This window comes from Sorangium sp. So ce726 (genome assembly GCF_051521405.1).
Lineage (GTDB): Bacteria > Myxococcota_A > Polyangia > Polyangiales > Polyangiaceae > Sorangium.
Genome location: NZ_CP150349.1, coordinates 755,536 through 775,105, shown reverse-complemented (window position 1 = coordinate 775,105; position 19,570 = coordinate 755,536). Strand labels below are relative to the sequence as shown.

The following is a 19,570-nucleotide window of genomic DNA, read 5'->3' as shown; positions in this document are numbered from 1 at the left end:
TGCCCTGCGCACGACGGCTCCGGCCGCGCCTTGCGACCCGCTGGAGGCGCGCTCAGCCCCGGATCAGGTTCGTGGCCGCCTCGGCGGTGAGATAGCTCTTGCTCTTCATTCCCAGGCGGATGGACGACAGGCTCACGTCGGTCTCGCCCTGGAGCGCGGCGATCGTCAGCGCGTTGTGGCAGTAGATGTTGATGAGCTTCGGGCTGCCGCCGCTCCTCGCGTGCAGCAGCTGCTGCGACGCGAGGTCCAGCTGGAGCCCCCGCCTGCTCCCTCCGACCGAACGCATCCTGAAGTCGATGTATTCGATCATTTCCTGCTGCGTCATGCCGGGCAAGAGGAGCGACTGAGCGCCGGAGTAGAGCTCGCGAGGCACGCCGTTCGAGGCGAGGGTCGCGGGGAGATCGGGGGCGCCCACCAGGATCATCGACAGCTTGCCCGCCGGGGCGCAGCGCAGGATGTCATGGAGCTCCATCAGGAGATCGTGATCCTCCGGATCGACGCCGTCGACGACCAGCACCGCGATCGCGTCCGACCCGGCGCGGAGGAGCGCTTGCCCGAGGAACGCGTCGACGAGGAACTGCTGGCTCAGCGTCGGTGTGATGGCCGTCGCCCCCACCTGCCTGCACAGCGACACGAGCGGCCGCGTCCCGAAGAGCAGCTGCGGCTCGATCGAGAAGACATGGATCCGCGGGACCTTGTTCTTGATCATCTCACAGACGAAGGTCCGGCCGCTCCCCGGCTCGCCCACGAGGATCGCGGGGCGCTGCCCGGCGACGATCTGCGACGCCAGCGTCCTCAGGATCCAGGCATAAGGGCCTGCGTCCCAGAAGTAGCTCGGCTGCCGGATGTCGCTGAACGGATAGCCGGTCAGCCCGAAATGATCCCGGTAGCTGTACTGGCCGGTGAAGTGCCCGACGGCCGTCGAGCTGTTCACCAGGATCGTGCCCGTCGGCGTCGCGAGCGGGCCCCTCGGCGGCTCAGGGAGCTCGCTTATCCTCGTATCGGCGAGATCCATGGGTGTGCCCAGCAGCGCGCTCTTCGGCTCCTGCATCTCTCGCGGCCTGACGCTGCTGCGCCGGAGCATCAGCATGTCCTCGAGGAACGCCACGATGTGCCCGGCCGACGGCCGCTCCTGCGGCCTCTTCGACATGCAGCGGCGCAAGAGCTCCGCGAGGAGCGGATCGATGTCCGGCATCGCCAGCTTCGGATCCGGGACGGGCGCGTGGCAATGCGCCTGGAAGCAGCCAGCGAGATCCCGCGCCGAGAAGGGCGTCCTGCCCACGAGCAGGTGGTAGAACGTGCAGCCGAGGCTGTAGATGTCCGACGGAGGCGCGATGTCTTGCCCGGTCCATTGCTCCGGGCTCATGTAGAACGGCGTGCCCTCCAGCGTGCGGGCGGCGCTGCTCCCGAGCGGGCCGCTCTCTGGATGGGACGCCAGACCGAAGTCGGCGATCTTGAGCGTCCCCGACGCATTGAGGAGGAGGTTGGCGGGCTTGATGTCGCGGTGGGAGATGCCGAACGACGCCGCGAGCTCGAGCGCCGCCGCAGCCTCGCGCATCTTCTCGATCCCGAACTGCTCCGGCAGGCGGCCGCCGTGCTGCTTGGCCGCCTGCGCCATGGTGAGGCCGTGGACGTACTCCATGGCGATGTAGCGGACGTCCTCGTCCTCGCCGACCTGGAAGATCTGCACCACGTTCGGGTGGAGGAGGCGCGCCGCCGCGCGCGCCTCGCGCAGGAAGCGGTCGCGCCGCTCGGGATCGGTGTCCGCGCTCCCCTTCGCGATCAGCTTCACCGCGACGTCGCGCTGGAGCACGCTGTCCCTGGCCAGGTACACGGCGCCCATCGCGCCGATGCCGAGCAGCTGGATCAGCTGGAATGGTCCCAGCCACTGTCCCGCCAGGTGGGTCAGCGTACTCGCAGGCTCCGCGATCATCGGACTCTCATTCCCATCTTGCCATCAAACCCCTGCGCTCGCCGGGCGAATGCGTCGGCTCCAGCTCACGACCCGCACGAGGAGCTCACAGCTGCCCCGCGCCGGGCCCCGCGTCGCTCCGCGCCCGACCCCGCCCCAGGATGTGTCCCATCGTGAACGCGGAGAGGACGAGGACCGTGACGATGATCGGCACGGCGTAGGTCGCGAGGGACGCGATGTTGGGCGCGGCGCCCGCGCCGGCCGCGGCGCCCACGCCGGCCGCAGCCTTGTCGGCGCCGCCCACCGTCATCAGGATGGCCGTGGCCATCGAGGCGGCGATCGAGAGCAGGGCGATCGCGAGCCCCGCGGCGAGGCCGCTCGGGCCTGTCGGCTCCAGCACGACAGGCGCCGCGACCGCCGGGGACGCGAGCGACGGCGAAGCGACCGGGACCGTCACCAGCGGACCGTCCAACCTGACATGGACGTTCACGACCATGTCCTGGCCGGCCCACGGGATGACGAGCCCCTGCGGGCTCGCGCTCGCGACGGCAGGGGGCGCTGCGGATGCCGGGCGCGCCGCCGCCCGGGAGTCCTCGTGGTTGATACCGCTGGTCATCATGGCCTCATGTGCGGGGTTGGTCTGGTAGTGCAGCGTGTCGGCGTCCTCGTCGAGCGGGCCCGGGCGCCTCTTCGCCGGCATCACCTCCGTGACGCTCGACGGGGCCGGCGCGCGCAGCTCGGACAGGGGAGGCCGCTGCGCTGGCGCCCGCTCCCGCGCGGGCGCGGCGTCGGCCTTGCGACCGCCCCCGCTCGCGACGTGATCTGCGGCCGCCTTCTTCATGACGTCCGCGATCACGCCGTAGACCTCGGTCCATGCCGACTCGACGTCGCGCGTGAAGCCGTCGCCCAGCCCTTCGCGCAGCGTCCAGAGCAGCGCCTCGCCCACCACGTCGTAATGGCGATCGACGACCATGTAGCCGTGGTGCCGGACGCCGAGCGCCTGGAGCACCGGCACGAGCCTGCCCAGGTTGTTCAGCCCATCGACGGCCACGGCGAGCGTCTGCATGAGCTTCTTCTTCTGCTCGGCCATGTCGTTCTTGAACAGCGGCCGCACCGACGGCTCGAGCTCGAAGAGGCGGTCGTAGAAGAGCGCCGCCGCGGCGTCCGAGATGGGCATCACCTTCGCCCACGATCGCTGCACGAGCTCGATGGTGCGCAGGCTGATCGGCGCGCCAGCGGGCGCGGCTGCGGGCGCGGGGGCCGGCGGCGGGTCGCCCTGCCAGGGCGGCACGACCCCGACGAGCGTCCGCGAGGCCTTGGTCGACGAGGGCGGCGGCACCGACTTCGGCATCTGCACCGCCTGCTCCACGGGCGCCGAGCGCTGCGCCGGCTGCGAGGGGCCGATCCGCGGGGCGTCCCTCCCGGCCGGGACCGGCGAGGGGTGCGGCTGCGCGACGCCCACGGTCGCGTGCGCCGCGGCGGCCTTCTTCATGACGTCCGCGACCACACCGTAGACCTCTTTCCACGCGGACTCGACGTCGGTCGAGAAGGCGTCGCCGAGCCCCTCGCGCAGCGTCCAGAGCAGCGCCTCGCCCACCAGGTCGTAATGGCGATCGACGACCATATAGCCCTGGTGCCGGACGCCGAGGGCCTGCAGCACCGGCACGAGCTTGGGCAGGTTGTTCAGCCCATCGACGGCCACGGCGAGCGTCTGCATGAGCTTCTTCTTCTGCTCGCCGATATCGTTCTTGAACAGCGGCCGCACCGAGGGATCGAGCGTGAACAGGCGCTCATAGAACAGCGCCGCCGCGGCGTCCGAGATGGGCATCACCTTCGCCCAGGACCACTGCACGAGCTCGATGGTGCGCTGGCTCAGGAGCTCCGGCGGCTGCGCGCTGCGCGCCTTGTTGAGGAACTCGGGCGCGCCGTAGGCCCCCGGCCCTCGCTGGGTGGCAGGCCCCGTGGAGGGCAACGCACGCGCCGCGGGCGCGGGCGCGCTGACGCTGCGTTGCGGCTTGGCTGCATCCCCCGGCGTCGCGGCGCCGCGCGTGTTGGTCGAGGGTGCGAAGGGATCGTTCGGTTTGGCCATCGTGGTTGTCCGCTGGAGGTTACCGGGAATGCGCCGGTGAGGTGCGCGCCGCGGCGCGCGTGTTCAGAGCACAGGAGCCGCCTCTATCGCCATCCTACATCACGGGGCCGGCGCCTGCCTACGGCGCGGCGAGAGGGCTGCGCCGCCGGCGCGAGACGCCTGTGGAAGCGCGCGCACCAACGCGACCAACGCCCGAGCAACGCCCGACCAACGCCCGACCAACGCGCGAGCAACGCCCGAGCAACGCGCGCAGATCGCGGCGACCTCGCCGGGCGCGCGGCTGCGCGACAAGCGGACCGAGACCGGGGATGTGGTGCTGGCGAACGGCACCTGTGCCGGCCGCGTAGCGGTGCGCACTCCCGGAGCGACACCGACCCGGAAGGATCCACTTATACAACCCGCGACTCGCGCGACGGGTGCGACCGCGGAACGACAGGTGGCGGGCGGTCCGCAACGGGTCCGACCGGACCGGATCGCCCGCGGCTCCGACCGCGGCCCCTTCTCCCGTAAGGATGCCGCGAGGAGGAGCGGCGTCGGCACCTCCACCACACCGCGAATCACGAGCTGATGGAATCAGCTCGCCTCAGCGCATCTCGCGCGCTCCGCGCAGCGCAGCGTGCCACGCGCTCGCCACCGACGGACAGGGCATCGGAGCGGCAGCGCGCCGGAGCCGCAGAGAGCGATTGAGTTCACTTCATCGACGCTTGGTGTTCCAGAAGGGGTGTGCCTCTTATCGTCCTTGCGCTCGGCGCTCGATCCGCTCCGTGTCGCCGCGCTCCGATGGAACGACTTGGACCCAGGGCGCGCGACGCCGCCGGGACGACCAGGACCTCGCCCGAGAGGCGCACACCAAGCGAGCAGGCAAAGCGCGCGACGAGCAACGCTCACCTGAAGGGGCCGGACGGCGGGATCGCTCAGACCGCCTCTCCGACATCACGCTCGGCGTCAGCGGATGACCCTGAAAACGAAAAACGCGAGGTGGCCTTTCGGCCAATCCTCGCGTCCTCTTGCTACTTGGGTCGTGGTTGCGCGGGCGGGATTTGAACCCACGACCTTCGGGTTATGAGCCCGACGAGCTACCAGGCTGCTCCACCGCGCGAGAGGGAATCTACTCACAGCCTCGCGGCGGTCAAGGATTCTCTCACGGCCCGGTGTCGATTGTGTCCATCTCCCCCTCGGAGGCTTTCCGAGGCCTGCCGAGGCCTGCCGAGGGTGGCGCACGTCGGCTGCGCCCGGGCGGTCCCTTCGTCCCCTGCCCCTCAGCCCAGCCAGTCCGGCACGAGCGGCGACGGCGCCGCCGTCGAGATCACCCAGAGCTGGTGCGCCGCGCGCGTCGCCCCGATGTGGAGCAGGTGCCGCGACTCGTCGTCCGCCGAGTAGGTCGACGCGTTCACGTCGACCAGCACCACATAGTCGTACTCGAGGCCCTTCACCTGCCGGACCTCCGTCACCTCGACGCCGGGGCGGAACGCGAAGTCGTAGGCGCGCACGCGCCGGAGGTTCGGGATCTCCGCCATCCTGAGGGCGTCGTAGTAGACGTCCGCCTGCTCGGGGTGGCGCGCCAGGATCGCCAGCGTGGCGCGGGGCTCGCGCGCGAACAGCGGGCGGATCGCGTCGGCCAGGAACGCGACGGCCGCGCCGGCGCTCGGGAAATGGTGGTGCTCGACCGGCGCCCCGCTGCGCGGGGCGAGGGGCGGCGTCGGATCCGCCAGCGGGCCCAGCACCGCGCGGGCGAACGCGAGCACCTCGCGCGTCGAGCGGTACGCGATGCGCAGCGGCTCGACGTCGACCCGCGACAGGCCGAGGTCGTCGAGCGTCGTCCGCCAGTCGCGGAAGCCGGAGTCCATGAAGAGCCGCTGCGCCGTGTCGCCCGCCAGCGTCACGCTGCGCGGCTCGGCCACGACGCCGAGCAGCACCGCGAGGTCGATCGGGGCGAGATCCTGCGCCTCGTCCACGAAGAGGTGCTCGTAGACGAGCACGTTCTTCCCCTTGCGGAGCTCGCCCCGGAGCAGCTGGTACGCCCGCAGGAGGAGCGCGTCGTCCTCGGGGTCGAGCACCGCGCGGTCGTCGCTCGAGACCTCGCGCGCGTCCGCGCCCCGGTCGTCGTCGTCGTCCGCGGGCTCGTCGGCCATCGCCGCCTTGCGCTCGGCGCGGTCGCCGGGGTCGAGATCGAGCACGGCCGGGCAGCGGTCCGCGCACCAGCGCCACGCGCGCTTCACCTGCTCCGGGCCGAACTCGGGGTCGCCCGCCGCCTCGAAGGCGGCCATCACCCGGTCGAGATCGGTGAGCACATCCGCCCAGAACGCGAGGGTGCCGCGCGAGTCGCGCCGCGCCCGCGCGTCGTCCTTGAGCTCCCCCGCGCGCTGCTCGAGGAGGTGGAGCATCGCCGGGTGGGTCTTGTAGCGGGTCACGACCGAGGGCGTGTTCTCCTCGACCGGCGCCTCGAGCCACGGGAACGCGCGCTTCCGGGCTGTGCGCGCCCACTCGGAGAACGTCTCGACCGCGATGCCGCCCAGGCCGAGCGCGGGGAGCGCCTCGCTGATGTACGCGCGGAGCGCGGGGCTGCCGACGATGACGAGCATCTTGTCGGCGGTGAAGCGGCGGCCTCCGTTGTAGGAGAGGAAGGCGAGCCGGTGGACGCCGATCGTCGTCTTGCCGCTGCCGGCGCCGCCCTGGATGACCACGATGCCGGCGTCCGGCTTCGAGATGAGCTCGAACTGCCGCGGGTCGAGGAGCGCCGCGATCTCCGGGAGGTGCCGGTCCTCGCGGGCGTGGAACGCGGCCCCGGTCCCGAGCCCGCCGCGGGCGCCGCCCGCCGCCGCGCGCGCGATGTCGCGCATGTCCTCGGGGCGCACCGCGCTGCCCTGCCCGCCGGAGAGCTCGGTCGACCGCGTCGCGATCTCGCGGAAGCCGCCCGAGGGCCCGCGCACGAGCGTCCCCTGCGGCGCCGAGATGCGATAGAGCTCGCCGTCGTCGATGGTCACGGTGCGCCGCACGAGCACAGTGCCCTCGACGTCGCGCTCGCCGAAGGTCTCCTCGTACTCCGCGCCCTCCTCGTAGCGGTAGTAGATCTGGCTGACCGGGGCGTGGCGCCAGTCGACGATCCGCACGCCCGCGCTCGCGTCGACGAGCGTCGTGCGCCCGATGAGGACGTCGCGCTCGGGGCGGCCCTTCTCCCGGAGGCGCAGGTGGCCGAAGTAAGGCGACTTCGGATCGACGGGCTCGACGACGTTCTCGTTCCGCCGCGCGGCGATCCCTTGCAGGCGCTCCATCTGCTGCACAAGCGCCGGCACGTCCTCCAGCCGCGCCGCCGCGATCTGATCGCGCAGCGAGAGGAGCTGCTCCTCGTAGTTCTCGGCAGGCGGCGGGCGCGACGGCTTGGTCGCGGCGGCGGCGAGGTGCGCGGTGACGCGGGCGAGCAGCGCCTCCTCCTCGCCGACGATCGCCGCGCCGCGCTCGCTCAGCCCGGCGCCGGGCGCGCTGTCCGTGGGCGGCGTGGGCCGGGCGGATGTCATGACGGTGGCCGAGGACGGCGCGGTGGACTGATCTCGGGTGTGCGTGGGGCTCGTAGAACGATTCGCGGTCACGGGGATGCCGATGCGATGGAGGATGAGGTGACAGGCTGAGCCGGAGCGTCAGCACGCCAGACATCCGTCGCGGCCCGTTGACGCAGGAGGGTCGGACCTATTGACCGATCCGGCTCAGCTCCGCAACCGCCGCGTGGGGCCCCCCACGCTATCAGCGTTTCGGCGCGTTTCGGCGCACCTCGAGGGGGCGGTTCGCGCCTCGGCGGGCCGCCACGCGCCACGCAAGCGCCCTCGGTGCGTAACGTGCCCCGCGTCCGAGGGCGGATCCGCCGCGGGCGGTGGCGTTCTGGATTGAGGTCACGTGGGCGGACGCCGTAAAAGGCAGCGATGCAAAACTGCGCGACCCGGTCCGACCGGCTCCTCGAGCTGATCCTCTTCTCGCTGCGCGACCGCGGGGCGCTCTGCGCGCTGGTCCTCGCCGCCTACCGCGCCGAGCTGACCAGCCTGCTCGACCGCGTCTCCTCGGGCTCGATCGGGGACGACGACGATCGGGAGGTCGCGCCGCACGCCCGGGGGGACCGCGCTGGCGGATCCCCGGCGCGCGCCCGTGCCGAGGGGCGCCGCACGGAGGCCCGGATCAGCGAGGAGGACGCGTTCCTCATCTACGATCTCGCCGGGTGCATCGCCGAGGCGGCGGGCGCGGCCCGCCTCCCGGTCGTCCGCCGCGACGCGCTCGCCCTCCGGGAGAAGGCGGCCGAGGTGCACGCCGGCGGCGAGCGCGCTGAGCGGGACATGTTCGCGGCCGGGCTCAGGGTGATCGACCGGATCCTCGACGCGGCCCGCGCGCAGCCCTCGCCGCGGAGCGAGCCTGCGAGCAAGGACCTGAACTGAGCGGGACTGAGCGGGATTGAGCGAAACCGCGCGCTGCCCGCGGGCGGCGCGGCGCGACGCGCTCCAGGCCGCTCCCGCGATCTCCGTCCGCAACTCAACGGAAAGAAAGGGGGCGCGGCGCATGCACCTCCGGAGGACGGGGCTGGGAGGCTGCGGCGCGAGCCCTGCTCGGGCGCGGGCGTGCGTGCACGCCGGGCGCTCCATCGATGGCCTGCTCCCTGCACCGGGTGCCGCCGCGAGGCGCTCCGCCTCGGTCCCTGGGGCGGGCTCGCGTCCCGGCGGGTCGCGCTCGCGCCGAAGGACAGCATGAGCACCCCCTGCGCCGGCTCCCTCTCCGCGCCGCGAACGCTGCGAAGCCCGCTGTGGCGCGCGGCCTCCAGCGCGCCGATGCGCGTCTCCTTTGCCGGGGGTGGCAGCGACCTGCCCGGCATCGCCCGACAGGACGGCGGGCGCGTCGTGGGCGCCGCGATCGATCTGCGCGTGCGCGTGATCGTGGAGCCGTTCGATCGAGGCTGGGTGCGGCTCGAGCTCGCCACGCGCGGCGAGGGACGGGCGGAGCCCGACCCGACCGAGGGCGCCGGCGGCGCCGGAGGGGCGCGCGTCCTCCTGCGGCGCCGCGCGGATCCTCCGCGCGACGATCTCGCCTTCCGCCTGATCGAGGCGACGCTCTCCGCGGCGGGCGTGGGCGACGGGGTCGCCCTGCGGGTCGAGAGCGAGATGTCGCCCGGGGCCGGCCTGGGCGGCAGCGCGTCGGTGGCGGTGGCGGCGCTGTTCGCGCTGCGCGCCTCGATCGGAGAGGCCGTCGCGCCGGAGGACCTGGCGCGCGAGGCGGTCGCGATCGAGCGCGAACGCCTGTGCAACGCGTGCGGCGCGCAGGATCAGGTGTTCGCGGCGTTCGGGGGGCTGCTCGATCTCGCCTTCGACGCCGGCGGCTGCTCGGGGGTGCGGCCGCTCGCGATCGGCTCCCCGGACCTCGTGCCCGCGCTCTCGGCGGGGCTGCTGCTCGTGGACACGGAGGTGCGGCGCGTGTCGGGCGAGGTGCTGGATCGGATGGACTCCAGCTCGGCGTGCGACGCCAAGGGCGAGCTCGTGGCGGCGGCCGGCGAGGTCGCGCGCGGCTTCGAGATCGGCTCGCTCTCGCTGGTGCTCTCGGGCATGCGCCGGGGCGCGGCCGCGAAGGTGCGCCTCTCGACGGCGGCGAGCGCGCTCGCGCTCTCCCTGGAGCGGCGGCTCGACGGCCTCGGGGTCGAGGTCCTCCGGGTGTGCGGCGCAGGCGGCGGCGGGCACATCCTCGCGTGGGCGCCCGCCGAGCGCCACGCGCGCATCCTCGAGGCGCTCGGCCCGTGCCTCGTGCGGCGTCCCGCGCTCGGCGCCCCCGGCGTGCGGCTCGACGGGGGCTGACGCGGGCTGACGCGCGCCGCTAGGCGCTCGTCCTGAGGCGGGATTTCCGGGCGCCGCGATCGAGCGCGAGCCCGATGAGGCGCTCGATCAACTCGCGCGCGGGGATGCCGCTCGCCTCCCAGAGCTTCGGGTACATCGAGATCGCCGTGAAGCCGGGGATGGTGTTGATCTCGTTCACGTAAAGAGCGCGATCGGGCGAGAGGAAGAGGTCGACGCGGGCCATCCCCGACGCCTCCAGCGCGCGGAACGCGCGGAGCGCGACCAGCTGCACGGCGTTCGCCTCGGCCGGGGAGAGGTCGGCCGGGATCCGGATCGTGGCGCCGTCGGCGTCGATGTACTTCGCGGCGTAGGAGTAGAAGCCGTCGGCGTGCCCGACCACGATCTCGCCCGGCACGGAGGCGATGGGGTCGTCGTCGCCGAGCACGGAGCACTCGATCTCGCGCACGCCCTCGATGCCCTGCTCGCAGACGATCTTCAGGTCGAACTCGAAGGCGTGCTCGACGGCCGCCTCGATCTCGGAGCGCGCCTTGACGCGCCGGACCCCGACGGACGACCCGAGGTTCGCGGGCTTGACGAAGATCGGCCCGAAGCCGGGGCTGCCGGCGGCGGAGAGGGCGGCGATCTGCTCGATGCACGCGCCGCGATCGCGGTCCCACGCGGCCCGGCGGAGCGTGACGTGGGGGACGATGGGGATCTCCGCCTCGCGGAGCAGGCGCTTCATCACGTCCTTGTCCATCCCCACGGCGGAGCCGAGCACGCCGGAGCCGACGTACGGGACGCCGGCGAGCTCGAGGAGGCCCTGGACGCAGCCGTCCTCCCCGGTGGGCCCGTGCAGGACGGGGAAGACGACGTCGATCGGGGAGCGCGCGCCGCCCGGCACGGTCAGCGTGGCCTCGCCGGCGGGCCCGGGGTGGGCGTCGAGGGCGATCTCCGGCATCGCCTCGTTCAGCCGGGCGAGGCGGGGGTCGCGCGCGGCGCCGAGGAGCAGCGCCTCTTCCTGGAGCAGCCAGCGGCCGGACTTGTCGATGCCGATGAGCACCGGCTCGAAGCGGTCGCGATCGAGCGCCTCGACGACGAAGCGGGCGGACAGGAGGGAGATCTCGTGCTCGGCCGAGCGGCCGCCGAAGAGGACGGCGACGCGCACCTTGGCGGGGTTCCGCATGGCGGCACCCTAGCCGCGATCGCGCGCGGGGGTGAAGAAGCCGGCGACTTGAGCGATTCGAGCGACTCGAGCGACTCGAAGAAGACGGCTACTCGGAGAGGACGCGGAACGACTTGCGGACCGTCGCCATCGCCACGCGCGCGACGTGTCCGTCGGCGAGCTCGACGTCGACGGCGGTGAGCTGGCCCTGACGCTCGATCAGCCTGGCCACGCTCACCCTGGAGCCCCGGGCGACCTCGGCGCGCGCGACCTTGACGTCCGCGAGCGCCTCCAGCTGAACGCCGACGGCGATGCCGTTCGCCACCTTTGCCGGCGTCTCCTCGCTCGCCCCGGCCGCTCCGGCGGGGACGACCACGGCGAGCGCCGCGACGACCGCAACGATGAAGCCGCCCGTCGTGCCCCTTCGACTGCAGGTGAGCATCGCGCCCGATTCTACGCGGAAGGAGAGCGATGTCACCTGCGTTGTCACCGGATCGGCGGTCCGTCCGGGGAGCCCTCCGCGACGACATCGAGCGCGACTGTCGGCACAGAACGCAGGGGTGCATCGTCCCCATGGATGGAGCGTGCCCCAGGAGCGGGCGCCCCGAGCAGGGAGCTCAGCGCGCTCCAAGCAGGGCCGCCCCGGCGAGCTCCGCGACGCGGCGTCGAGCTCGGCAAAAAGGGTCCCAATCTACGGACCTCGCTCGTGTCCGATAAAGGCGAGGAGGCATGATGAAGCCGCGATCGCTTATTTCAGTCACAGCCGCGCTGCTGTTTCTCGGCGTCTCGATCCCCGAAGCAGCTGCGGAGGACAAGACACCGACCAAGCAAGAGAATTACAGTTATACGTTCACCGACGATCTACTGGATGCCTCGAACAGCTCCGCGACAGGCGCCATGCTCCAGGTCCGACAGCCCGGGCGCCGCGACAGGCTGCTCCGGCCGAGACTCCACTTCATCCCGGAGATGCTCAAGTCGGTCGAAACGATGTAATGGGGCGTGCCGCCTCCTCGACGGAGGAGGAGCCGACGAGGAAAGGATCGCGCAGCGGTCGATCGGCCCCGCCCACGGGACGAAACGGGCACCGCGCCGAAGCTAGGCTCCGGTCGATCTCCGGCGCCGCTCGCGCACCTTGCCGAGCTGGAGCACGATCTCGTGCATCCTGCGTTGCTCACTCTCCACCATCTGCTCGAGCTCGCGCTGAAACCATACGCCGAGCGTGCTCTCGATCGAGCGCGGGAGCCCCAGATCGCCCGGCTCCTCGGTCATCCAGAGGAGCTGCAGCCCGGAGGCCTCCAGCTGGTTGCGCGCGTACTGCATCGCGAGCTGGATCGCCTGCACACCGTCGATCCCGTACACGCACTTGCTGCATCCGTCGTCCAGGCCCTCGAAGACGACGGGACATGCCCAGTCCACCCCAGGAGGGCTCACCTCGAACGGCCGTCCAATCTTCAAGATAATTTCTCGCCCAGGCTGACCTTCCACGCTGTAGCGACGCTCCGCGATCGGCGAATCCTTCTCATCCATGCGATGAGGCTAGTACGAGAACTCGACCGGGCAATACACGAGCCAGCCAAGGGAGCTGGCATGCACATTTTCCCAGCACCGGCGGCGCCTGTTCCGTGGCTGCGCTCGGCAGAACCCCCCGTGTCAGAGAAGTTGGCGCCCGATCACCGGCCCGCGGCCCTGTGCTGGGAAGCTGACGTGGAAGTCACTGACGCGGGGGACACCCATAAGTCCCATGGATCCGGCTTCGATGCGTTTCATGCGCTGTATGGCGCGCTCTACTTGATCCCATCGATGCTTTCCAAGCATGGATCAGTTGGCCGGCTCTCGTGGCAGAAATGCAGTGTGTCGGATTCCCAGAGATCGATATTTCGATACCATAAGCCAATGGCCTCGTTGGTGTCGCAGACGCGCGCCTAGGCGCTTCATGCAGAATTGCTCGGCGCGCGCCAGTTCGGGCGGTGAACGCTCCACGCCGCATCAACCAGCCCGCCGAGCGATGGATTCCCGGCGGCCCGACGGACACGGGTTTCCCTCAGGACGCCTACGGCACCCAGATCCCGAGGCCGCGGACCGACACCAGCGCGCCGATCGGCAGCGAGCTGTACGCGACGCCCACGCCATCCACCGAGAAATCGCTGCGCCGGAGCGGCAGTAGCGCGGAGGCGCTGACGTCGAGGCCGATCGGACCTGTCAGGCTCGCCAGCGATAGCTCGAGCGGCACCGCCAGCCACATCTTCTCGGCAACGTCGTTCCGCGTGTAGCCGCTCGCCACCGCCTTCTGCCAGCCGGCGTGAATGCCAGAGCACACATCGAAGCGCAGCGCCTCTGAGCCTGCGGCAGCCATGCAGGCGCGGCCGACGCCGCCGAGCATCGTTTCGCGGAGCTCCCCCGGACCGTGCTCCAGCGTCTGAGGAACGAGCCAGAGCGCGCCCATCGTCGCTCGAAGTCGCGCGCCGCCGATACCGACCTCCGCGGAGAGCGCAGGAGCAAACGGGCGCACCACGCCGAACAGACCGATGGCGCCAACCGCGAGCGTGAGCCGCGTGGGGGTACGCCCTGCACTCGGAGCCTCGTTCTCCCGCTCGCCGCCGCCAGGTCCCGCGGGCCTGGGCCGCGAGATGGCCGCCGCCGCCGCTTCGGGGGCAGGCGCCGCCGCTTCGGGGGCAGGCGACGCCCCGGCGCCCACGTCGGCCTCCGGAGCTCGCGACGACGGCTCCCGCGCGTCGGAGTCGAGCAGCAGCGCGAGCGTCACTGCCGTCGCCTGCTCGAGCCCGGAACAGCCGCGGCTGCGATCGCGCAGCTCGCGTGCGCCGGTCCCGCTGCGGATGGACGCGCGAAAGCCGTCGGCATCCCGGGTGAACTCGACGAGGTAAGAGCCGCTCGCACCCGTCTCCGGTCGGCCGCGCAGCTGCTCGACTCGCTCGATGAGGCGCGCCGCATCCGGGCAGCTCTCGGCGCCAGCGCCGCGCGTCACGCTCAGAAACGGCTCGGTTTGTGCCGTAGCAGTCCCCGAAGCGGTCAACATCGCACAAAAAGCCACGGAAAGAGCGCGACGCCTCCGCATGGGGACGACGCGAGGGTAGCCGCCGCGCGGTGAACGCGCATTTTTTTGTGATCGTCTCGGGCGAGCAGCCCCACTAGGTAGCCGAGTGGTATCGTTCCTGCATAATTCCGCGCTCGAGCCTGCGGCATCTGCTCATCTCGTTCGCTGACAGGTCACCGGGACATTACGGGCATGAGCACACCGGACGCAGAGTTTCGAGCCCTCTACGACGCGCACTTCAACTTCGTCTGGTGCTCGCTCAGGCGCCTCGGGGTGCGCGAGGCGGACGTGCTCGACCTGGCGCAGAAGGTGTTCTTGACCGCGCACTTCAAGCTTTCCGAGTTCGAAGGTCGATCGCTCGTCACGACATGGCTCTTCGGTATCTGCCAGCGTGTTGCGAGCGACTACCGGCGCTCCGCGCGGCTCCGGCGCGAGGTCACGACGGACGCCGCGGAGATGGACCTCTACGGCGGCGCGTCCGAGGAGCTCGCGCTGAGCGCGGAGTCGCGGCAGCGCGCTCAGGCGGCCGAAGCCATCTTGAACAAGCTGCCGGAGCCGCAGCGCCTCGTGTTCGTCCTGTTCGAGCTCGAGGAGAAGTCGGGGCAGGAAATCGCGGACCTCCTGGGAATTTCCGTGGGCACCGTGCGCTCGCGCCTTCGCCTGGCGCGCGAAACCTTCTCGCGCGAGGTCAAGCGCCTCGCGCTGGCACAAGACACGAGCCGAAAGGAGGCCGTGTGATGGGGGATCCTGAACGGCTGCTGAGCGTCAAGAGCGGAGCGGACTCGCTCGAGCGGGAGCTCCTGGAAAGCGTGCACCACGTGGGTCCGCCCGAGGGCGCGAAGGAGCGCGCATGGCGCGGCATCGCGGGCCAGCTGGCGGCGGGGACGGCCGTCGGCGCCAAGGCCGGCTCCAGCGCGGCCGCTGCCGCGAAGGCTGGAGTCGGTTCGCTGTTGCCGTCGGCGGTCTCGGTCAAGGCAGCGGCGTGGCTCGTGGGCGGCGGTCTGGCGCTCGGCGGAGGTTACTGGGCCCTCTCCTCCTCGGCCGAGGCGCCTGCACTGCCCCGCACGGCGGCCCCGGAGCGCGCGCCGGAGGATGTGTCGAAAGCCTCGGTGGCGCCTGTGGCGGAGCTCAAGGCACTTCCGGAGCCGCCGCTCGATGTACCCGCCGAGGTGGAGCCGACCCGGAGGCCGACCGGACCGAAACCGACGGAGACCGATCTGTTGCGCGCGGAGAGCGCGCTGCTCACGGAAGCGCGCGCCAAGCTGCGCTCCGGAGACGTGGCGGGAGCCACGGCGCTCCTCGAGCGCCTGCGCGCGCAGTTCCCGAACGGCATGCTCCGGCAGGAGCGCGAGGTGCTCGCCATCGACGAGCTGGCCGCGCGCGGCAACACGCAGGAGGCGAAGCGGCGCGCTCAGGCCTTCGTCAAGCAGTATCCCAAGAGCCCCCACAGCGCGAAGCTAAGGCGGTTCCTGGATCAGCCGTGAAGCGCTGCTCGGCCGCTCGCATCATGGCGTTCGGCTGCCTTGCGGCCACCGGGTGTGATGCGGAGATCACCTCGGTCGGAGCCTGGGCTCCTGTCGTGTCGGGATCTTCGTATATCGAGGCGGAGCTCGGAGAGCTGAGCGACGGCTTCACCGTGGATGAAGACAGCCGCGCTTCCGGGGGCCGCTTCATCGCCCCCCCGCCCGGGGCGCCCTCGGACGACGCGCCGGGGCTCGCGCGAGCGAGCTACCGCTTCGAGGTGCCGAGCGGGGCAGAGTACCTGATCTGGGGGCGGATCCACGCTCCGGGCGCCAGCAACAACCGCTTCTGGTTCCAGGTGGACAGCGGCCCCTGGTACCTCTGGCGCATCAGCGTCGGCGACATCTGGTTCTGGGACGATCTCCACGACAACACGCTTTATGGCGAGCCGCTCCGCTTTCCCCTCTCGGCCGGAGCTCACGAGCTCGTCATCGCGAACGCCGTCGAGGGCGTCCGGCTGGATCGGCTGTACTTCACGCCCGACGGCGATGAGCCTCCAGGTAATGACACGCCCTGCGCTCCACCACATTCGATCGAGATCGGCGGTGAATGCCTCCCGAGCTGCGGCGCCTTGAAGGGAACCGCGTGCGGAGACGTCCCGTGCGCCGGGCGCGAATTGCTCGAAGCCTACGATTGTTTTGTGTGCTGCCACATCGAAGGATCATGAGCCGGGGGCGCCCCCACCATCGGGTCGGACCTCGGTGACCATGGCCCCACCTCTTCGTACCAATCGAAACGTCTCCACGTCTCGACGATTAAAAAGGTGATCGCGCCCGAGCTAGTCTCCCACCGAGCCGGAGTAGCCAACAGCTTCGAGCGGAGCCCTTAATGACTACATCATCGATTGAACAATTCAAGTCTCACGGAAACGTGGGCTTGCTCGCCGTGGCGCTCGCGCTGTCGGCGTGCATCGGTAACCTGGGCAGCGAAGACGGCATATCGCCCGGGGATGTCACAAGCGGCACAACTGGCACGAGCGGCAATTCGAGCAGCAGCAGCAGCAGCAGCAGCAGCAGCGGCGGCTCGGGGTCGGCGGGCCCCGGCGAGCCATTGAGGTGCGACACGAGCACCATCGATCCTGGGCCTTCGCCGATGCGGCTGCTCTCGCGGGATCAATACATGAACACCGTGCGCGACCTCGTCGGCGACGTGCCGGGCCTGGATGCAGCGCTCGGCCCCGCCGTCGAGGCGTCGTCGTTCGGCCTCTTGCAGCCGGACGTGACGCAGGTCGAGCTCGAGCATTTCCAGGACGCGGCGGACGTCATCGCCGCGGCTGTCGTCGGCAATCCGGCGGCGCTCGACAGGATCGCGCCTTGCGAGGCCGGAGCCGAGCCGAGCGAGTGCGCGCGCCAGCTGGTCGTGGACTTCGGTGCCCGCGCCTACCGCGCGCCGATCACGGACGCGGCGGACATCGAGCGACACCTGCAGCTCTTCGATGTGGGCGCGGAGACAAGCTACGAGCACGGGGTCGAGCTCCTGCTCCGCGGCATGCTGCAGTCACCGCGCTTCCTGTACCGCGTCGAGATCGGCACCTCGGAGAAGGTGAGCGATCGCGCCGTGAAGCTCTCTCCGTACGAGGTGGCCGCCCGCCTCTCGTACATGCTGTGGGGCACCCTGCCGGACGCCAGGCTGAGCGAGGCCATCGAAGATGGCAGCCTGACCACGAAGGAGGGCATCGCGGCGCAGCTCGGCTGGATGCTCGCGGACGAGCGCGGCGAGAAGCTGGTCAATCGCTTCCTCGGCGGCTGGACGCACCTGAACGGCCTGAACAGCCTGGTGAAGGACGAGGACGCCTTCCCCAAGTGGAAATCGCGGTCGTTCCGCGAGTCGCTGCGCGGGCAGGCCGACGCCTTCTTCGACCACGTGCTCAGCAACGAGGGAGGCAAGCTGAGCGCGCTCCTCACCTCGACGACGGTCTTCTATAACGAGGATCTGGGCGGGTACTACGGCGTCACCGGCGACGACTCCTTCCAGGCCCTGCAGCGCACGGACGGCACCGCCTCGGGCATCCTGACGCTCCCGGCGCTGCTCGCCATCCAGGCGAAGCCCGCAGAGAGCTCGCCGATCTACCGAGGGAAGTTCGTGCGCGAGGCGCTGCTCTGCCAGCAGCTGCCGGCCCCGCCGGCGAACATTCCCAAGCCGCCCGAGGTCGACCCGAACAGCTCGACCCGAGAGCGGCTGTCGCAGCACGAGGTGGACCCGAGCTGCGTCGGCTGCCACCAGCTGCTCGATCCGATCGGCTTCGGCTTCGAGCACTTCGACTCGCTCGGCCGCTACCGCGAGCTCGACGGCGGCGAGCCGGTCGACGCGAGCGGCAAGGTCATCGCCACCCGCGACATGAACGGCGATTTCGATGGCGTGGCGGCGCTCGGCGCAAAGCTCGCGGGCAGCGCCGAGGTGGAAGAGTGCGTGGCGCGCCAGTGGTTCCGCTTCGCGATCGCCCGCTTCGAACAGGACATGGATGGTTGCTCGATGGAGAGCTTGCTCGAGACCTTCAAGGCCGCCGGCCAGGATCTGAACGCGCTTCCCCGCGCCGTCGTGGAGACGGACGCCTTCCTTTACCGCCGCCCGATCGATACGAAGGAGACGCCATGAACCGAAGAGGCCCTATCGACCTCCGCACCCAGATCAGCCGCCGCAAGCTGCTGGGCGGGCTCGGCGCCCTGACCGTCGCGCTCACGAGCCCCATCTGGCGGAGCTCCACGGTGTTTGGTCAGGACGCCAAGCAGCCGGGCGCCAAGCGCTTCATCGGCATCTTCTCGGCGAACGGCACGGTGCCATCGGCGTTCTTCCCGGCAGGGGACGCGCACGAGGCGCCGCTCACGCTCGGCCCGATCCTGGCGCCGCTCGAGGAGCACAAGCAGAGGATGCTGGTGCTCAAGGGCGTGCACATGAACTCGACGGTCGAGGACGAGCTCGGCGTCCCGAGCGAGAACAAGCCAGGCGGCCCGCACATGAAGGGCCCCGGGGCGATGCTCACGGGCGGCTCGCTGCTCGCCGGCAGCTTCACGGGCGCGGGCGGCCCTGCCGGCTGGGCGGATCGCATCTCTGTCGACCAGTACATCGCCAATCACATCGGCGGCAACAGCCAGTTCCCGTCGCTCGAGTTCGGCGTGCGCATCGAGGGGCAGGAGCCGCTCCGCGTCGTCTCGTACCGCGGTCCGAACCAGCCGAACACGGCCGTCGACGACCCGTTCCAGATGTACGCGCGCATCTTCGCCAACGCGGACCTCTCCGAAACGGAGCTGCAGCGGCTGATCGCCGAGCGCCGGAGCGTGCTCGACTTCCTCAAGGACGACATCGGGCGCCTGAAGACGCGCGTCAGCTCCGAGGACAAGGCGCGGCTCGAGGCGCACCTCGGCGGCATCCGCAACATCGAGCAGCGGCTGCAGAGCTCCGCGGTCTCGTGCACGCCGCTCACGTTGCCGGAGAAGTTCGACACGCGAGCGATGGAGAACTATCCGAAGGTCGGCCGGCTGCAGACCGATCTGATGCTGCTCGCGCACATCTGCGGCTTGACCCGCGTCTCCACGTTCATGTGGGCCAACGCGGATAGCTGGCAGTACTATCCCTGGATCGGCGTGAACGAGGAGCACCACGAGCTCTCCCACGCCGGCGACAACGATGCGGTCGCCAACGAGAAGCTCGTGAAGATCAACGTCTGGCACAGCGAGCAGCTGAAATACATGATGGATCAGCTGGCGCTCGCGAAGGAAGTGGACGGCAGCTCAGTGCTGGACAACACCCTGCTGCTCTGGGGCAACGAGCTCGGCGTCGGCAACACGCACACGTACAAGGATATCCCCTGGGTGCTCGCGGGCGGCGCGGGCGGCTACTTCAAGATGGGCCGTTACATGAAATACACCGACCTGCCACACAACAACCTGCTCGTGTCGGTGTGCAACGCCATGGGCCTTGACGACGTGACCACCTTCGGCATTCCCGGCGTGTGCACCGGGCCGCTGCCGGGCCTCGTGGCCTGACCCCCCATTTCGCCTCGCATCCCCGGGCGCGCCACGCGCGCCACGCGCGCCGC

At 70.7% G+C, this 19,570-nt stretch carries 16 protein-coding genes and 1 tRNA gene; 8 read left to right on the top strand and 9 right to left on the bottom strand.

Annotated elements, in window-relative coordinates; genetic code table 11:
* Positions 1 to 52: 52 nt before the first annotated feature.
* From WME79_RS02850 to WME79_RS02835, 4 genes are all read right to left on the bottom strand, one after another.
* Positions 53 to 1,933 carry a protein kinase domain-containing protein gene (locus WME79_RS02850; RefSeq protein ID WP_437531538.1) on the bottom strand — a complete coding sequence of 627 codons (1,881 nt, stop codon included), beginning with the start codon at positions 1,931 to 1,933 and terminating at the stop codon, positions 53 to 55.
* Positions 1,934 to 2,018: 85 nt separating this feature from the next.
* Entirely contained in the window at positions 2,019 to 4,001 is a 1,983-nt protein-coding gene (locus WME79_RS02845) for a globin family protein (RefSeq protein ID WP_437531537.1), read from the bottom strand.
* Between the two features lie 1,022 nt (positions 4,002 to 5,023).
* Positions 5,024 to 5,100, bottom strand: a tRNA-Met gene (locus tag WME79_RS02840).
* A 160-nt stretch (positions 5,101 to 5,260) separates the two neighbouring features.
* Entirely contained in the window at positions 5,261 to 7,516 is a 2,256-nt protein-coding gene (locus WME79_RS02835) for an ATP-binding domain-containing protein (RefSeq protein ID WP_437531535.1), read from the bottom strand.
* Positions 7,517 to 7,915: 399 nt separating this feature from the next.
* Here WME79_RS02835 and WME79_RS02830 point away from each other — a divergent pair, with 399 nt between their 5' ends.
* Together WME79_RS02830 and WME79_RS02825 are read left to right on the top strand one after the other, a co-directional pair.
* Positions 7,916 to 8,419, top strand: a complete 504-nt coding sequence (locus WME79_RS02830) for a hypothetical protein (protein ID WP_437531533.1) — start codon at positions 7,916 to 7,918, stop codon at positions 8,417 to 8,419.
* 306 nt (positions 8,420 to 8,725) lie between these two features.
* Positions 8,726 to 9,820 (top strand): GHMP family kinase ATP-binding protein, encoded by a 1,095-nt coding sequence (locus WME79_RS02825; RefSeq protein WP_437531531.1) that lies wholly within the window; start codon positions 8,726 to 8,728, stop codon positions 9,818 to 9,820.
* Positions 9,821 to 9,839: 19 nt separating this feature from the next.
* Here WME79_RS02825 and WME79_RS02820 read toward each other — a convergent pair whose 3' ends face one another.
* Together WME79_RS02820 and WME79_RS02815 are read right to left on the bottom strand one after the other, a co-directional pair.
* On the bottom strand, positions 9,840 to 10,982 hold the full coding sequence (locus WME79_RS02820; protein ID WP_437531529.1) for a D-alanine--D-alanine ligase family protein: 1,143 nt from the start codon (positions 10,980 to 10,982) through the stop codon (positions 9,840 to 9,842).
* Between the two features lie 88 nt (positions 10,983 to 11,070).
* Positions 11,071 to 11,403, bottom strand: coding sequence for a hypothetical protein (locus WME79_RS02815; RefSeq protein WP_437531527.1), 333 nt, complete (start codon positions 11,401 to 11,403; stop codon positions 11,071 to 11,073).
* A gap of 287 nt (positions 11,404 to 11,690) precedes the next feature.
* Here WME79_RS02815 and WME79_RS02810 point away from each other — a divergent pair, with 287 nt between their 5' ends.
* Entirely contained in the window at positions 11,691 to 11,954 is a 264-nt protein-coding gene (locus WME79_RS02810; RefSeq protein ID WP_437531525.1) for a hypothetical protein, read from the top strand.
* A 102-nt stretch (positions 11,955 to 12,056) separates the two neighbouring features.
* Here the strand turns inward: WME79_RS02810 and WME79_RS02805 are convergent, their stop codons facing one another.
* The gene (locus WME79_RS02805) at positions 12,057 to 12,488 is read right to left on the bottom strand and encodes a DUF6968 family protein (RefSeq protein WP_437531524.1); all 432 of its coding nucleotides are present in this window, start codon (positions 12,486 to 12,488) and stop codon (positions 12,057 to 12,059) included.
* A gap of 523 nt (positions 12,489 to 13,011) precedes the next feature.
* Complete coding sequence (locus WME79_RS02800) at positions 13,012 to 13,944, bottom strand: hypothetical protein (protein ID WP_437531522.1); 933 nt, start codon at positions 13,942 to 13,944, stop codon at positions 13,012 to 13,014.
* 261 nt (positions 13,945 to 14,205) lie between these two features.
* Here WME79_RS02800 and WME79_RS02795 point away from each other — a divergent pair, with 261 nt between their 5' ends.
* From WME79_RS02795 to WME79_RS02785, 3 genes are read left to right on the top strand one after another with little or no spacing between them, the layout of a single operon-like run.
* Entirely contained in the window at positions 14,206 to 14,751 is a 546-nt protein-coding gene (locus WME79_RS02795) for an RNA polymerase sigma factor (protein ID WP_437531520.1), read from the top strand.
* On the top strand, positions 14,751 to 15,497 hold the full coding sequence (locus WME79_RS02790) for a tetratricopeptide repeat protein (protein WP_437531518.1): 747 nt from the start codon (positions 14,751 to 14,753) through the stop codon (positions 15,495 to 15,497). Before WME79_RS02795 ends, WME79_RS02790 begins: the two co-directional genes overlap by 1 nt.
* Positions 15,494 to 16,201 carry a hypothetical protein gene (locus WME79_RS02785; protein WP_437531516.1) on the top strand — a complete coding sequence of 236 codons (708 nt, stop codon included), beginning with the start codon at positions 15,494 to 15,496 and terminating at the stop codon, positions 16,199 to 16,201. The genes WME79_RS02790 and WME79_RS02785 overlap by 4 nt, the downstream gene beginning before the upstream one ends.
* 193 nt (positions 16,202 to 16,394) lie before the next feature.
* On the opposite strand, the gene WME79_RS02780 is transcribed toward WME79_RS02785, so the two are convergent.
* Positions 16,395 to 16,607 (bottom strand): hypothetical protein, encoded by a 213-nt coding sequence (locus tag WME79_RS02780; protein ID WP_437531514.1) that lies wholly within the window; start codon positions 16,605 to 16,607, stop codon positions 16,395 to 16,397.
* Between the two features lie 46 nt (positions 16,608 to 16,653).
* Here WME79_RS02780 and WME79_RS02775 point away from each other — a divergent pair, with 46 nt between their 5' ends.
* Positions 16,654 to 18,129 (top strand): DUF1592 domain-containing protein, encoded by a 1,476-nt coding sequence (locus tag WME79_RS02775; protein WP_437531512.1) that lies wholly within the window; start codon positions 16,654 to 16,656, stop codon positions 18,127 to 18,129.
* On the top strand, positions 18,126 to 19,517 hold the full coding sequence (locus WME79_RS02770; RefSeq protein ID WP_437531511.1) for a DUF1552 domain-containing protein: 1,392 nt from the start codon (positions 18,126 to 18,128) through the stop codon (positions 19,515 to 19,517). The genes WME79_RS02775 and WME79_RS02770 overlap by 4 nt, the downstream gene beginning before the upstream one ends.
* Positions 19,518 to 19,570: the final 53 nt, after the last annotated feature.